The 14,632-nt window shown below is 71.7% G+C and carries 9 protein-coding genes and 2 pseudogenes; 6 read left to right on the top strand and 5 right to left on the bottom strand.

Annotated features, from left to right (window positions below; translation table 11 throughout):
• The 3 genes and pseudogenes from AB0E19_RS37385 to AB0E19_RS37375 all read right to left on the bottom strand — a co-directional run.
• Positions 1-299, bottom strand: a pseudogene (locus AB0E19_RS37385) (sugar ABC transporter substrate-binding protein); the annotation flags it as partial.
• Between the two features lie 67 nt (positions 300-366).
• A complete protein-coding gene (locus AB0E19_RS37380; protein WP_362189307.1) occupies positions 367-1,347 on the bottom strand; it encodes a carbohydrate ABC transporter permease in 981 nt (326 codons plus the stop codon).
• Between the two features lie 3 nt (positions 1,348-1,350).
• Positions 1,351-2,277 (bottom strand): sugar ABC transporter permease, encoded by a 927-nt coding sequence (locus AB0E19_RS37375; protein ID WP_362189304.1) that lies wholly within the window; start codon positions 2,275-2,277, stop codon positions 1,351-1,353.
• Positions 2,278-2,569: 292 nt separating this feature from the next.
• On the opposite strand from AB0E19_RS37375, the gene AB0E19_RS37370 reads away from it, so the two are divergent.
• Positions 2,570-3,565, top strand: a complete 996-nt coding sequence (locus AB0E19_RS37370; protein ID WP_362189310.1) for a LacI family DNA-binding transcriptional regulator — start codon at positions 2,570-2,572, stop codon at positions 3,563-3,565.
• Between the two features lie 112 nt (positions 3,566-3,677).
• Here AB0E19_RS37370 and AB0E19_RS37365 read toward each other — a convergent pair whose 3' ends face one another.
• Entirely contained in the window at positions 3,678-4,673 is a 996-nt protein-coding gene (locus tag AB0E19_RS37365; RefSeq protein WP_362189301.1) for a LacI family DNA-binding transcriptional regulator, read from the bottom strand.
• 429 nt (positions 4,674-5,102) lie between these two features.
• On the opposite strand from AB0E19_RS37365, the gene AB0E19_RS37360 reads away from it, so the two are divergent.
• From AB0E19_RS37360 to AB0E19_RS37340, 5 genes are all read left to right on the top strand, one after another.
• Positions 5,103-6,545, top strand: coding sequence for an RICIN domain-containing protein (locus tag AB0E19_RS37360; RefSeq protein WP_362189298.1), 1,443 nt, complete (start codon positions 5,103-5,105; stop codon positions 6,543-6,545).
• Between the two features lie 151 nt (positions 6,546-6,696).
• On the top strand, positions 6,697-9,117 hold the full coding sequence (locus AB0E19_RS37355) for an RICIN domain-containing protein (protein ID WP_362189295.1): 2,421 nt from the start codon (positions 6,697-6,699) through the stop codon (positions 9,115-9,117).
• A gap of 182 nt (positions 9,118-9,299) precedes the next feature.
• The gene (locus tag AB0E19_RS37350; RefSeq protein WP_362189292.1) at positions 9,300-10,097 is read left to right on the top strand and encodes a DeoR/GlpR family DNA-binding transcription regulator; all 798 of its coding nucleotides are present in this window, start codon (positions 9,300-9,302) and stop codon (positions 10,095-10,097) included.
• A gap of 72 nt (positions 10,098-10,169) precedes the next feature.
• Positions 10,170-12,938, top strand: coding sequence for a SpoIIE family protein phosphatase (locus tag AB0E19_RS37345; protein WP_362189289.1), 2,769 nt, complete (start codon positions 10,170-10,172; stop codon positions 12,936-12,938).
• A 107-nt stretch (positions 12,939-13,045) separates the two neighbouring features.
• On the top strand, positions 13,046-14,194 hold the full coding sequence (locus AB0E19_RS37340; protein ID WP_362189286.1) for an extracellular solute-binding protein: 1,149 nt from the start codon (positions 13,046-13,048) through the stop codon (positions 14,192-14,194).
• Between the two features lie 175 nt (positions 14,195-14,369).
• Here AB0E19_RS37340 and AB0E19_RS37335 read toward each other — a convergent pair.
• A pseudogene (locus AB0E19_RS37335) lies at positions 14,370-14,632 on the bottom strand (sugar ABC transporter substrate-binding protein); the annotation flags it as partial.

Genomic DNA, 14,632 nt, shown 5'->3' with positions numbered 1-14,632 from the left:
GCGGCGATGGCGTTCTGCAGGGCGGTGTACTGCTTGTCGCCGGTGCCGGCGTTGACGAGTTCGACGTCGACCTTGGGGTACTTCTTCTCGAAGTCCGCCGCGACCTTCTTCAGGGTGGGTTCCCAGGCCCAGACCGTCACCTTGCCGCCCTTCTCCAGCGCGGCGGCGATGTCCTTCGGGCCCGTGGTGCCGCCGGTGCCGGCGTCCGAGTCGTCGGAGCCGCAGGCCGTGGCGGTCAGCGAGAGCGTGGCGAGCACGGCGAGGGCGCCGAGCAGTCTGCGGGAGGTGTGGGTGCGCATGGAAGGTGCTCCTGGTCGGTGGTGCGGGCGGGGAGGGTTCTCCGGGAGGAGGATCGGGGGTGCGCGGTCATTCCTTGACGCTGCCGGCGGCCAGGCCGGACTGCCAGTACCGCTGGAGCAGCAGGAAGACGGCCACGATCGGGACGATCGTCAGCAGGGAGCCGGTGACGATCAGGTCGAAGACGGCCTCGCCGCCGGCGGTCTGGGCCTGGGCGTTCCAGGCGTTGAGACCGAGGGTCAGCGGGTACCAGTCGGGGTCCTTGATCATGATCAGCGGAAGGAAGTAGTTGTTCCAGGTCGCGACCATGGAGAACAGCAGCACGGTGACGGTGCCGGGCACGAGGAGCGGCAGCGCGATCGTGAAGAAGGTGCGCAGCTCGCCGGAGCCGTCGATGCGCGCGGCCTCCAGGAGCTCGGTGGGGACGGCTTCGGCGGCGAAGACCCACATCAGGTAGAGCCCGAAGGGGGAGATCAGGGAGGGGATGATGACGGCCCACGGGGTGTTCGTCAGGCCCATGTTGCTGAACATCAGGAAGGTGGGCACCGCGAGGGCCGTGCCGGGGACGGCCACGGCTCCGATGACGACGGCGAAGACCGCCTTGCGGCCGGGGAAGTCGTACTTCGCGAGGGCGTAGCCGCCGAGGACGGCGAGGACCGTGGCGCCGCCCGCGCCGACGGCGACGTACAGCAGGGTGTTGAGCAGCCAGCGGACGAAGACGCCGTCGTCGTAGGTGAGCGTGCGGGTGATGTTGTCCCACAGGTCGAAGTCGTCGGCGAACCACAGCCCGAAGGAGTCGAGCAGTCCCCGCTGGCTCTTGGTGGCGTTGATGACCAGCCAGGCGAGCGGGAGCAGGGTGTAGACGAGGACCAGGCCGGTGAGGAGGGTCAGCGGGACGCTGCGCCGGGGGTTGAGCGGGGTGTGCGGGCGCCGTCGGCGGCGCCCGTCCGCGGCGGGGCGGGCGCGGTGCGCGGAGGCGGGGACCGCACCGGTCCGCGGCTCCGCGGACGGGGTCGGCTCGGCGGCCGCGGTGGTCATGGAGGTGGTCATGGCTCAGCCCTTCCGCATGCCGCGCAGCTGGACCGTGTAGGCGATGATCGCGGTGATCACGCCCATCACGATCGCCACGGTCGCCGCGTAGTTGTGCTGCTGGCCCGAGAAGGACAGCGAGTACGTGTAGAGGTTGGGAGTCAGGTCGTTGGTGATGGCGTTGGGGGCGAGCTTCTGCAGGATGCTCGGCTCGTTGAAGAGCTGGAAGCTGCCGATGATCGAGAAGATCGTGGCGATGACCAGGGCGCTGCGGATGGCCGGCAGCTTGACCGAGGTCACGATCCGCCACTCGCCGGCGCCGTCGATCGCCGCCGCCTCGTAGAGCGAGCGCGGGACGACCTTGAGGGCGGAGTAGAAGATCAGCATGTTGTAACCGACGAACTCCCAGGTGACGATGTTGCCGATGGAGGCGAGGACCAGGGAGGGGGAGAGCGGGTTGGGCAGGCTGATGCCGAACGCTTCGTTGATGTTGCCCACCAGGCCGAACTGGTCGCCGTACATGAAGCCCCAGATGAGGCTGGCGACGACGGCGGGCACGGCGTACGGCAGGAAGATCGAGACGCGGAAGAAGGTCTTGCCGTAGAGCCGGCCGCTGTCGATCGCGAGGGCCGCGAGGAGCGCGATGCCCAGCATGATCGGCACCTGCACCAGCAGGAAGAGGCCGACCCTCGTCAGGCCGTCCCAGAAGCGGGGATCCGTCAGGGCCTCGCCGTAGTTGTCGAGACCGACGAAGGAGGTGCCGCCGATGAGCCGGTCCTGGAACAGGCTCAGGTATCCGGCGTACCCGATCGGGGCGAGGAAGACGAGGCCGAAGACCGCGACGAACGGGCCGGCGAATCCCCAGCCCACGAGGGCCTCCTTGCGGAGGCGGAAGCGGGCTCGTGGGCGGGGCGGTGGTGCTGCCGTAGCGCGCGTCGACAGGAGCGTCATGGCTGGGTCCTAGCGTCGGTGACCGGGCGGTCCGGAGACGGGAGCGAAGTGGGGGGCCTGAGGCGGAGGGAGGCCGGAGGCCGAGAACCGACCCTGCGAGAGGGCTGGCCGACGAGAAATGTTTACGTAATCATCGGTAGCGTGATGGTGACATTCCCGCTGGGGGGCGTCAAGCACGAAGTGGCAGCGAATGAGAGGGAATCGGGTGACCGAGCAGAATGAGACCGGCCGGTCGGCGGCGGGCGGGACCGGCGGCCGGAAGGGGACGCGGGCCAGGCCGCGCCGCATCTCCATGGCGGACGTCGCCCAGCGGGCGGGGGTCTCCTCGCAGACGGTGTCGCGCGTCTCCAACGGGGACGCGGCCGTCGTCGAGGCCACCCGGAAGCGGGTCCTCGACGCGATGAAGGAGCTGGGCTACCGTCCCAACAGCGCGGCTCGCGCCCTCAAGCGGGGTGACTTTCGAGCCATCGGCGTCATCACGATGGGACTCACCAGCACCGGCAACGTCCGGACCCTGGACGCCATAGCCGGCTCGGCGTCCCGCGCGGGGTACGCGGTCACGCTCATCCCGCTCGACGCGCCCACCCAGGACAACGTCAAGGGGGCGTTCACCCGCCTCGACGAGCTGGCGGTCGACGCCGTCGTGCTGATCATGGAGGTGCACCTGCTCGACGCCGCCGCCCTCACCCTGCCGCCGCACGTCAAGGTGGTCGTGGTGGACTCCGACGCCACGGACTTCCCGGTGGTGGACACGGACCAGCGGCAGGGCGCCCGCGCCGCGGTGCGGCACCTGCTGGGCCTCGGGCACGGCACGGTGTGGCACGTCGCGGGGCCCCAGGAGTCCTTCGCCGCGGGCCGCCGCGCCGAGGCGTGGGAGGAGGCGCTGCGCGAGGAGGGGTGCGCGGTGCCGCCCGTGCTGCGCGGGGACTGGACCCCCGAGTCGGGTTACGAGGCCGGCCTGAGGCTGGCCGACGAGCCCGGCTGCACGGCGGTCTTCGTCGCCAACGACCAGATGGCCCTCGGCGTGCTGCGGGCCTTCCACGACCGCGGGGTGCGCGTCCCCCGGGACGTGAGCGTCGTCGGCTTCGACGACGTCCCGGAGGCCGCCTCCTTCATTCCGCCCCTGACCACGGTCCACCAGGACTTCGCGCAGGTCGGAGCGCTGTGCGTCGAGGCCGTGCTGCGGGAGCTGGCGGGCGAGACGGTCACGGGGGTACGCCTCGTGCCGACCACCCTGGTGGAGCGGAGCAGCACCGCGCGCGCCGGCGGGCGCGGACGGGAGAGCTGACACCGCGCGCCCGCGCGGGAGCCCCGCCGACGGTGGGGTCGACGTCGGCGGGCGCGCCGGACCGGCCGCGGGCCGGGCCGCGCGGCGGCCGGGCGGGAGGGGCCCGGGCGCCTCAGGCGGAGGTGCCGGGCCGCGGGGGAGCCGTGCTGGAGCGGATCACGAGGACGGGTTCCACCGCCCGCCGCAGCGGTCCGTCCGTGCGGCCCTCGATCTGGTCGAGCAGCAGCGCGACGCAGTGCTTGCCGACCACCTCGAAGTCCTGGTGCACGGTCGTCAGGGGGGTGGGGAGGTAGGCGGCCTCGGCGATGTCGTCGAAACCGGCCACGCTGACGTCCCCGGGCACGGTCCTGCCCGCCTCGTGCAGGGCGCGCGTCAGGCCCATCGCCATCTGGTCGTTCGCGGCGAAGACGGCCGTGACCTCCGGCCGCCGGGCGAGGTCGAGCCCGGCCCGGTAGCCGGACCGCGCCGACCAGTCCCCGTACACCGGCGGCGGCACGGGCGCGCCCGCGTCGGCCAGGGTGCGGCGCCAGGCTTCGGCGCGCCTGCGGGCGGCGAAGGAGTCGACCGGGCCCGCGAGGTGCCAGACCGTGCGGTGGCCGAGGCCGAGCAGGTGGGAGACCACGCTCTGCGACCCGTGAGCCTGGTCGAAGTCGACATGGGGGTGGTCGTGGCCGGTGTCGCCGTCGGCGACGACCACCGGCATGGCGGGCGGCAGGCGCAGCGACGGGGTGTCCAGCATCTGCGACTCGACCAGCACGATGCCGTCGACGGACTGCAGCATCAGGTGCTGGAAGGCGTGGCGCACCGCGGCCTCGGTCTGGGCGCGGACGCCCATGAAGTTCACGGAGAAATCCGCCTCGCGGGCGGCGTCGGCGATGGCGCCGAGCGTACGGGCGTTGCCGTGCGCGCCCATGCCGAAGCTGACCACGCCCAGAGCCCCGAACCGGCCGGTGACCAGGGCGCGGGCCGCCGTGTTGGGGCGGTATCCGAGCGCCTGCATGGCGGAGAGCACCTTCTCGCGGGTGGCGGAGTCCACGTTCTGCCGGTTGTTCGCCACCCGGGAGACCGTCTGCGAGGAGACGCCCGCCATCGTGGCGACGTCCGCCATGGACGGCCACTGGCGGGCCGGCCTTGATCGGGGCGACCGTGTTCTGTTGTCCGTCGCCATGCGCGCGACCCTCCGCCGGAAGACATCAACGGCCTCCGCGCGGAGGCTCCTCGTTATGTTGGCGTAAACATACCGACCGGTCAAACTTCGCCGGATCTTGTCCGAATCCTTGACAGCCCCGACGGGCCCTCCCAAACTCTCGACCCAAGCGCTCGTGTTAACGCGAACACGGCGAGGTGACATCTCCGTGTAACCCGGTGGTCACCATCCGTCGGCGATGCCTGACCCATCCGCGGCGATCACCCCGCCCGCCACGTGAGGCACCGGCGCGCCCCACCCACCCGCAGGACGCCTCCGCACCGGAGGTGTGCCTCCGCCTGCCCCATCCCCCACCCGTCACTTCCTCCCCAGACCGCGAGGTACGCGCTCATGCGACGCACATCCTCGGGGACGGCCACCGTGCTGACCGCGCTCTGTGCCGTTCTCCTCTCCCTCCTCGGCTCCGCCGGAACCGCCCACGCCGCCGCCGTCACCGTCACCAACGCCACCCAGTTCACCGATCCTGCGGGCAACCCGGTCCACGCCCACGGCGGCGGGGTCCTCAAGGTCGGCTCGTACTACTACTGGTTCGGCGAGAACCGCCACGCCGACAACAGCTTCCGGTACGTCTCCGCCTACCGCTCCACCGACCTGAAGACGTGGGAGTTCCGCCACCACGTCCTCACGGAGAGCACGCACCCCGAACTCGTGGGGGCCAACATCGAGCGGCCCAAGGTCGTCTACAACGCCGCGACCGGCCAGTTCGTGATGTGGATGCACAAGGAGGGCAGCGCCACCGACTACTCGGAGGCGCGTGCCGCCGTCGCGGTCTCCTCGACCGTCGACGGGGACTACTCCTGGAAGGGCAGCTTCCGCCCGCTCGGCCACATGTCCCGTGACATCACCACGTTCGTCGACACCGACGGCACGGGCTACATGATCTCCGCGGCCAACGAGAACGCCGACCTGCACGTCTACCGGCTGACCTCGGACTACACCGCCATCGACGCCCAGGTGAACAAGCTGTGGGCCGGGCAGTGGCGGGAGGCACCCGCGATGTTCAAGCGCAACGGCGTGTACTTCCTGCTCACCTCCGGAGCCACCGGCTGGTCCCCCAACCAGCAGAAGTACGCCACCGCCACCAGCATCACCGGCGCCTGGACCGGCCTGCAGGACATCGGCGACTGGAACACCTACGGCTCCCAGACCGCGTACGTCCTGCCGGTCCAGGGCACGTCCGGCACCTCGTACCTCTACATGGGCGACCGCTGGGGCAACTCCATGGGCGGCATGGTCAACGACTCCCAGTACGTCTGGGCCCCGCTGAAGTTCCCCACGAACACCACCATGACCATGGACTACCACCCCCAGCTCGCCATCGACACGGCCGCCGGCACGGTCCAGGGCCTCGGAACCTGGGAGACGCTGAAGGCCTCGCACAGCGGCAAGTGCGCCGACGTCGCCGACCGCTCCACCGCCGACGGCGCCGCCCTCATCCAGTGGGGCTGCGGCAACAGCGTCAACCAGCAGTTCTGGCTCAAGTCCGCCGGCAACAACCGGGTGCAGATCGTGGCCCGTTACAGCGGCAAGTGCCTCGCTCCGCAGGGCGGCTCGACCGCCGAAGGCGCCGCGATCGCCCAGTACGCCTGCAACGGCACGTCCGCCCAGCAGTGGAGGGTGTCCGGCTCCGGCGGCACCGTGCAGCTGTCCTCCGTCCTGAGCGGCAAGTGCCTGGACGTCATGAACACGTCCACGAGTGACGGCACGCCGCTCATCCAGTGGAACTGCAACAGCAACGCCGCCAACCAGAAGTGGATCCGCACGGCCGCCTGACCGTCGTCCGGACCGCCACCGGGCAGGCCCCGGCCCCGCGCCGGGGCCTGCCCCCCCCCACCCGTCACCGCCCGTCCGCACCCGCCCGTCCGCACCCGCCCGCCGTTCGCGCGGCCCCCGGTGACCGACGACCCACTCAGGGAGACCGACCATGCCCCCCACCCGTGAACGCCCCCCGAACCGCATGCGCAGGAGCGGCACGATCCTGGGCACCGCCGCCGTGGCCGCGCTCCTCGCGACCGGCCTCACGCCGGCGGCGTCCGCCGCCGCCGAGGAGACCGGTCAGGCGGTGACCGTCCGCCCCGACCCCAGCTACCAGCAGCAGCCCTTCGAGGGCTGGGGTACCGCTCTCGCCTGGTTCGCCAACGTGACCGGGGGCTGGCCGGACGCCCAGCGCGACGCGCTCGCGGACGCCCTCTACGGCGCGGACGGCCTCGGCTTCACCATCGCCCGCTACAACATCGGCGGCGGCGACAGCCCCGAGACCACCCCCTACATGCGGGCCGGTGCCGCCGTCCCCGGCTGGTGGAACCGCCCGGGACCCGAGTCCCCCGACTGGTGGGACCCGAACGACCCCACCCACTGGAACCCGAACGCCGACGCCAACCAGCGATGGTGGCTCACCGCCGCCAAGGCGCGCGGCGCCGACACCTTCGAGGCCTTCTCCAACTCCGCGCCCTACTTCATGACCAACAGCGGTCTGGTCTCGGGCAACTGGAACGCCGGGGAGGACAACCTCCGCTCCGACCAGTACGAACGGTTCGCCGCGTACCTCTCGGGCGCCATGAAGCGCGCGCAGGACGCCACCGGTGTCACCTTCGACACCCTTTCCCCCATCAACGAACCCGACACCGACTACTGGGGGGCGGGCGGCCGGCAGGAGGGCTCCCACTGGGAACCCGCCTCCCAGGCGCGCATGATCACCACCATGCGGGACCGGCTGAACGCCGACGGCGTCACCACGCGCATCGCCGCCATGGACGAGACCAACCCGAACACCTTCCGCGCCAACTGGGACAGCTACGACCCGGCGGCCAAGGCCGCGATCGGCCGGCTCAACACCCACACCTACAGCACCGGCGGCCGGATGGGAGCGCGTGACATAGCCAAGGGGACGGCCACCCCCCTCTGGATGTCCGAGGTGGACCTCGGCGGCAGCGTCGGACAGAGCTTCACCGACATGAGCCCCGCCCTCGACCTCACCCAGCGCGTCAACGAGGACTTCCGCGAACTGGAACCCCGCGCCTGGGTCCTGTGGCAGGCCGTCGAGGACTACGAGAACATGACGCCGGGGCGCGAGAACTCCAACTGGGGCCTCATCCAGACCGACTTCACCCCCGCCGACGCGGCCACCGAGCCGCTCCGCAAGAACAAGAAGTACTGGGCGCTGGCGAACTACACCAAGTTCGTCCGACCCGGCGCCCGCGTCATCAACACCGACAACGCCGACACCTTCGCCGCCCTGCGGCCGGCCGGCCAGGGCGCGGTCGTCGTGCACACCAACCCCACCGGCGACCCGCAGCGCCTCACCCTGAACCTCGGCGGCTTCCAGACCGTCGGCACCGGGGCGGTCCAGCGCTACACCACCGACGGCTCCAAGAACCTCCACCGCGAGAGCGACCTCACCGCCGTCGGCAAGACGCTCACCGCCACCGTCGGCGCGGGCTCCGTCACCACCTTCGTCCTGCCCGGCGCGACCGGTGTGAACGTCTCCGACACCACCGCCCCCACCGGCGCCGCGCGGCAGCTGCTCAACGACCACAGCGGCAAGGCCCTTGCCGTCGCCACCAGCGGCGGTCAGAGCACCCTGGTCCAGCGCACCTCCAGCCCCGGCACCGCGGCGCAGCAGTGGAAGTTCACCAAGCTCTCCTCGACCGACTGGAGCAACACCGCCGCCTACCGGATCACCAGTGCCGCCAACGGCAAGGCACTCTCCGCCCAGGGCGACTCGCTCGCCCTGGTGAACGCGGGCACCTCCGCCGAGCAGAAGTGGATGCTCTCCACCACGGGCGAGGGCCGCCACACCCTGGTCAACGGCGCGAGCGGCAAGCTCCTCGACGTCAGCGGGGAGTCCACGAGCGACGGCGCGCCCGTCGGCGTCTACCGTCCGACGACCGGTGCCAACCAGTCCTGGACCTTCCGCTCCGTCGCCTCGGACACGTGGGTGCCGCTGCGGATGCGGCACAGCGGCAAGTGCCTGGACGTGACCGGAGCCTCGACCGCGGACGGCGCCCAGGTGGTCCAGTACACCTGCGGCGGGGCGACCAACCAGCAGTGGTCCCTGCGACCCGCCGGCGGTGGCTACGTCAACGTCGTCGCCCGGCACAGCGGCAAGTGCCTCGACGTCACCAACGAGTCGACCGCCGACGGTGCCGTCACCTTCCAGTACGCCTGCAACGACGGCGCCAACCAGCAGTGGGCGGTGCACAGGACGCCCGACGGCTTCGTCACCCTGCTCGCCCGGCACAGCGGCAAGTGTCTGGACGTGACCGGTGCCTCCACCGCGAACGGTGCCGCGGCCGTCCAGTCCACCTGCTCGGCCGCCCCGAACCAGCAGTTCACCACCTCGTAGCACCCCGGCCGGTCAGGCAGCCTCCCCCTGCCTGACCGGCCTCGTCCGCCGTGCACCGCCCGGGACGCTCGGGTGCCGCCCCCCAGACGGAGGTATGTATTCTGTTCGGATCTGATGCATTCGGTGGGTCTCGTGCCGACCGGTTCCCGCCCCAGGCGGATGACAGGGGAACGGAGGAATCGGTGCTTGCGCTGCAGCGGCGAGCGGTGATCCTCGACCTCGTGCGCCGGGACGGCGCCGTGCGGGTGGCCCACCTCGTCGAGCGGCTCGGGGTCTCGGACATGACCGTCCGGCGGGACCTGGAGGCGCTGGCGCGGTCCGGCTCCGTGGAGAAGGTGCACGGCGGAGCCGTCGCCACCTCGACCGCCACCACCGGCGAGGAACCCGGCTTCGAGGCCAAGGTCAACCTGGAGTCGGCGGCCAAGGCCGCGGTGGCCGCGGCGGCGGCCGACCTCGTGAAGCCGGGCAGCGTCGTGGCCGTGTCGGGCGGCACGACCGCCTTCGCGGTGGCGACCCGGCTCCGGCACATCCCCGGCCTCACCGTCGTCACCAACTCGCTGCCCGTCGCCGACCTGCTGCGCGGGTACGCCGAGGAGCCGGACGCGGGCGCCCCGACCGTACTCCTGACCGGCGGTGCCCCGACGAGGTCCGCGTCGCTGGTGGGGCCGCTGGCCGACCAGGCGATCCGCTCGCTGCGGGTGGACCTCCTGATCATGGGCGCCCACGGCGTGTCCGAGCGGGCGGGAGTGACCTCCCCGAACCTCGCCGAGGCGCAGACCAACCGAGCGCTGATCGACTCCGCGGCACGGTTCGCCGTGGTCGCGGATCACAGCAAGTGGGGCGTGGTGGGGCTCAGCCGGTTCGCCGGGCTCGACGAGATCGACTACTTCGTCTCGGACGACGCCCTCGACGAGGAGGCCCGGTCGGTCCTGAACCGCGAGGTGGGCCGGCTCGTCCTGGCCGACCGGGAGAGCGCCTGACGCTCCCCGGAGCCCCGGTGCGCGGAGAGGCCATGCTTGCCAGGCGAGCGCCAAAAGGGATAAATGTGGATTATGAGCGGAGAAAACGGCCCTCAGAGAGGTGATCCTCTCCAAAGCCCTGCCGGGGGACGCCGACGCCTCGGGTCGTGGCTGACCACCCGGAGCGTCGCTCGCCAGGTCTTCCTTCTCCAGCTGGTACTCGTCGTCCTCCTCGCCGCCGCGGCGGTCGTCGCGCTCGTCGTCCAGGCCCGCCGCGACACCATGGCCGACGCCCGGCACCGGACCGTCGCCGCCGCCCAGTCCTTCGCCCACGCCCCCGGTCTCGTACGGGCGCTGCAGAACGACTTCCCGACCATCGAACTCCAGCCCCTCGCCGAAGGCGCCCGCAAGGCCGCCGGCATCGACGCCCTGATCGTGTACGAGCTCGACGGCATCACACTGACCCACAGTGACCCCACCCAGCTCGGCAAGCACGTCATCGGGCCCTACGCCGAAGCCGCCGCCGGCCGTGCCTTCACCCGTACCTTCCAGGGCGCCCTGGGGCTCTCCGTGGTCTCCGCGGCCCCCGTCCGGGATGCCCGGGGGGACGTCGTCGCCATCGTCTCCGCCGCGGTGACGGTCGAGAAGGTCCAGGACTCGCTGGACCAGCAGCTGCCCGCCTTCCTGGGCAGCACGGCCGGCGCCCTCGCCCTTGCCGCCCTGGGCACGGGGCTGGTCAGCCGTCGGCTGCGCCGCCAGACCCACGGTCTGGGGCCGACGGAGATGACCCGGATGTACGAACACCACGACGCGGTCCTGCACGCCGTCCGCGAGGGCGTGCTCATCACCGGCCGGGACGGCCGGCTGCTGCTCGCCAACGACGAGGCGCGCCGACTGCTCGACCTGCCGGCGGACGTCGAGGGCCGCCGCGTCGCGGACCTCGGCCTCGACCCCGCCCTCTCCGCCCTCCTTGCCTCGGACCGGATCGCCACCGACGAGGTGCACCTCGCGGCGGACCGCCTCCTCGCTCTCAACAAACGGGTCGCCCTGCCCCCCGGGGGCCAGCACGGCAGCGTGGTGACGCTGCGGGACACCACCGAGCTGCGCTCCCTCTCCGGGCGGGCCGAGGTGGCGAGGGAGCGACTGAGCCTGCTGTACGACGCGGGGGTGCGCATCGGCACCACCCTGGACGTCGTGCGCACCGCGGAGGAACTGGCGGAGGTGGCCTCCGCCGGCTTCGCGGACATCGTCACCGTCGAACTCCTGGACCCCGTCCTGAGCGGGGAGGAACCCGCGGGGGCGAGTACCGAGCTGCGCCGGACGGCCATCGCCGGCCTCACCGAGGACCACCCCCTCTATCCCTCCGGGGAGCTGATCCGCTTCGTCCCCGGCTCGCCGGTCGACGTCAGCGTCACCGAGGGACGTTCCGTGGTGGAGAACGACCTCGCCTCCTCGGCCGCATGGCGCGCCCAGGACGAGACACGGGCCCGCCAGGTCCTCCGCCACGGCATCCACTCGCTGGCGGTCGTCCCGCTGCGCGCGCGGGGCGTGGTGCTGGGGGTGGCGAACTTCTGGCGCGCGGGTGCCTCACCGCCGTACTCGGACGAGGACCTGTCCTTCGCCGAGGAGCTGGCGAACAGGGCTGCGGTGTCCATCGACAACGCCCGCCGTTACACCCGCGAGCACGCGATGGCGGTCACCCTCCAGCGCAGCCTGATGCCCCGCAACCTCCCCGGCGACGAGGCGCTCGACGTGGCGTCCCGCTACCTGCCCGCCGAGGCGGGCGTGGGAGGCGACTGGTTCGACGTCATCCCGCTGCCCGGGGCCCGGGTGGCGCTGGTCGTGGGCGACGTCGTCGGCCACGGCCTGCACGCCGCGGCCACCATGGGCCGGCTGCGGATCGCCGTGCACAACTTCTCGGCCCTCGACCTCTCCGCGGACGAACTGATCCGGCGGCTGGACGAACTCGTGAGCCTCCTCGACCTCCGGGACGCGTCCTCCGGGGAATGGGAGGAGACGATCACCGGAGCAACGTGCCTGTGCGTCGTCTACGACTCCGTCTCCGGCGAGGTCTCCGTGGCCACCGCGGGGCACCTGCCGCCCGTGGTCGTCCGCCCGGACGGGAGCACGGACTTCCTGGCGCCCCCCGTCTCCCCGCCCCTCGGACTGGGCGCCGGCATGCCGGTCGAGACGGTCCGGACGACCCTGCCGGAGGGCTCCCGGCTCGTTCTCTACACCGACGGCCTCCTGGAGGACCGGACTCGGGACCCCGACGAGAGCCTGGACGCCCTGCGGAGGGCCCTCGCCGGGCCCGACCGCACGCCGGAGGAGACCTGTGACGCCGTCATCGACACGATGCTGCCCACCGGGGCGGGCGACGACGTCGCCCTGCTCGTCGCCTGCGTCCGCCGCATGGACGCCGACCGGGTCGCCGTCTGGGACGTGCCGCGCGACCCGGCGGCCGTGGGCCCGGTCCGCAACGCCTGCGCCCGCAAGCTGGCCGAGTGGGGCCTCGACGACATTTCGTTCGGTAGCGAACTCATCCTCAGCGAACTGATCACCAACGCCGTCCGCTACGGCCTCGAACCCATCCGGGTGCGGCTCCTGTACGGCAGCTCGCTGGTCTGCGAGGTCTCGGACGGAAGCAGCACCGCCCCGTACATCCGGCGCGCCAGCGACACCGACGAGGGAGGCCGCGGCCTGTTCCTGGTCGCCCAGTACGCCGAGAAGTGGGGCACCCGGTACTCCCCCCGGGGGAAGACCATCTGGGCCGCCCAGGCGACCGCACCGGGCGCGGGGCCCGACCTGGACCACCTGGGGGAGGACGACATCCTCGGCCAGTGGGACGACGTCGAGCTGTGAGGGCCCTCCGGCCCGGCGGAGCGGGGAAGCTCCGCACGGACATCGCGTGAGTGCCCGAGTAGCCTGGAAAGACCTCCACCGTTCCCTTCGGACCCTCCGGAGACGTCATGGTCGGACTGCTTCGGGTGCGCGCCGCCGTCCTCGCCGTCTGCCTCTGTGCCGTGGCCCCGGGCCTGGCCGGCTGTGGCGAGGACGACGAGCCGGTACGCGTGGTGGCCCCCGCGGTGGCGGGCTCCGCCGAGGAGGCCGGCGGCATGGACGCGCTGGTCAGGGCGGCCCAGAAGGAAGGGACGCTCCACACGACGACGCTGCTGCGGCACTGGGCGAACTACGGCGCTCTGATGGACGGCTTCGAGAAGAAGTACGGGATCGAGATCGTCAACAGCAACCCGTTCGGGTCGAGCCAGGAGGAGATCGAGGACATCAAGCGGAGCCGCGGCAAGGCGAGCGCCCCGGACGTCCTCGACCTCGGCGACGCCTTCGCGCAGTCGGCCGCGAGGGAGGGCCTGCTGGCCCCCTACCGGGTCGCCCCGTGGGACAGCATCCCGGCGAACCAGAAGGACCCGGACGGAGCCTGGTTCAACAGCTACGGGGGCTACGTGTCCATCGGCTGCGACCGGAGCAGGGTGGCGGTGTGCCCCGCCTCCTTCGCCGACCTGCTCAAGCCGGAGTACCGGGGCATGGTCGCGCTGAACGGCAACCCGACGACGGCCGGCTCGGCCTTCGCCGGCGTCTACGCGGCGGCCCTGGCCAACGGCGGCTCGTTCGACGACATCCAACCGGGCATCGACTTCTTCGCGAAGCTCCGTGACGTCGGGAACTACAACCGCGGCAACCCCAACCCGGAGGCGATCGCCCGGGGGGAGACCCCGATCAGCATCGAGTGGGACTTCCTCAACCTGCGGCACGTCGACGAGCTGCGCGGCACCGACGTGCGGTGGAAGGTCTCCATCCCCTTCGACGGCAGCTTCTCGCAGTACTACGCCCAGGCGATCAACAAGCACGCCCCCCACCCCGCCGCGGCGCGGCTGTGGATGGAGTACCTGGCGAGCACCCAGGGCCAGAACCTGCGGCTGAGCGGTTACGCCCGTCCCGTGCTCATGGACGTCATGGCGAAGGACGGCACGCTCGACGAGGAGAAGGCGGCGCGGCTGCCGACGGTCGAAGGACCCCCTCCGGCCTTTCCCGGCGCCGCACAACTGGAGGAGGCGCTCCGGGTGGTGCGGAAGAACTGGTCCGAGGCCGTCGGCGAGTGACCGCAGGAAACGGAACCGGGGCCGCCGGGCAGGTCCGCGCACCCAGGCCTCCTCCCGGTGCGAGGACCGTCGCGGCAGCGGTTCTGCCGCTCGCCGCCTCCGCGCACGCCGCCGGCGGCAAGGAGGCGTCGCCCTCCGGCGCCGCGAACACCACGAAGCGCCGGTCGTGACACGTCTACTTGTTGACGGTGAAGCCTTGGTCGTTGCCGTACGTGACGCTGGCGTCCTGCCAGGCCTTGAGGCCGTCGGTGAGGGTGGTGGGGGAGACGTAGGCCTTGCCGACGGTGTCGTTGAAGAGGGAGTTGGCGTAGACCTGGAAGGGCAGGTAGGACCAGGCGGTGCTGACGTTGCGGGCGGATTCGGCGAAGATGCGGTTGGCCTGCTGGCCGCCGAAGTAGGGGAACTCGGTGTCGAGGAAGGCCTTGGATTCGAGGTCGG

The sequence above is a fragment of the Streptomyces sp. NPDC047974 genome, assembly GCF_040653375.1.
GTDB lineage: Bacteria > Actinomycetota > Actinomycetes > Streptomycetales > Streptomycetaceae > Streptomyces.
This window is presented reverse-complemented; position numbering and strand designations above follow the sequence as displayed.

Excerpts from the sequence above, each read along its gene's own strand:
- AB0E19_RS37370 (WP_362189310.1), top strand. The coding sequence starts at position 2,570 with ATGGCGGACGTCGCCCAGCGGGCGGGGGTCTCCTCGCAGACGGTGTCG.
- AB0E19_RS37360 (WP_362189298.1), top strand. The coding sequence starts at position 5,103 with ATGCGACGCACATCCTCGGGGACGGCCACCGTGCTGACCGCGCTCTGT.
- AB0E19_RS37345 (WP_362189289.1), top strand. The coding sequence starts at position 10,170 with ATGAGCGGAGAAAACGGCCCTCAGAGAGGTGATCCTCTCCAAAGCCCT.
- AB0E19_RS37340 (WP_362189286.1), top strand. The coding sequence starts at position 13,046 with ATGGTCGGACTGCTTCGGGTGCGCGCCGCCGTCCTCGCCGTCTGCCTC.
- AB0E19_RS37365 (WP_362189301.1), bottom strand. The coding sequence starts at position 4,673 with ATGGCGGACGTCGCCACGATGGCGGGCGTCTCCTCGCAGACGGTCTCC.
- AB0E19_RS37355 (WP_362189295.1), top strand. The coding sequence starts at position 6,697 with ATGCCCCCCACCCGTGAACGCCCCCCGAACCGCATGCGCAGGAGCGGC.
- AB0E19_RS37375 (WP_362189304.1), bottom strand. The coding sequence starts at position 2,277 with ATGACGCTCCTGTCGACGCGCGCTACGGCAGCACCACCGCCCCGCCCA.
- AB0E19_RS37380 (WP_362189307.1), bottom strand. The coding sequence starts at position 1,347 with ATGACCACCTCCATGACCACCGCGGCCGCCGAGCCGACCCCGTCCGCG.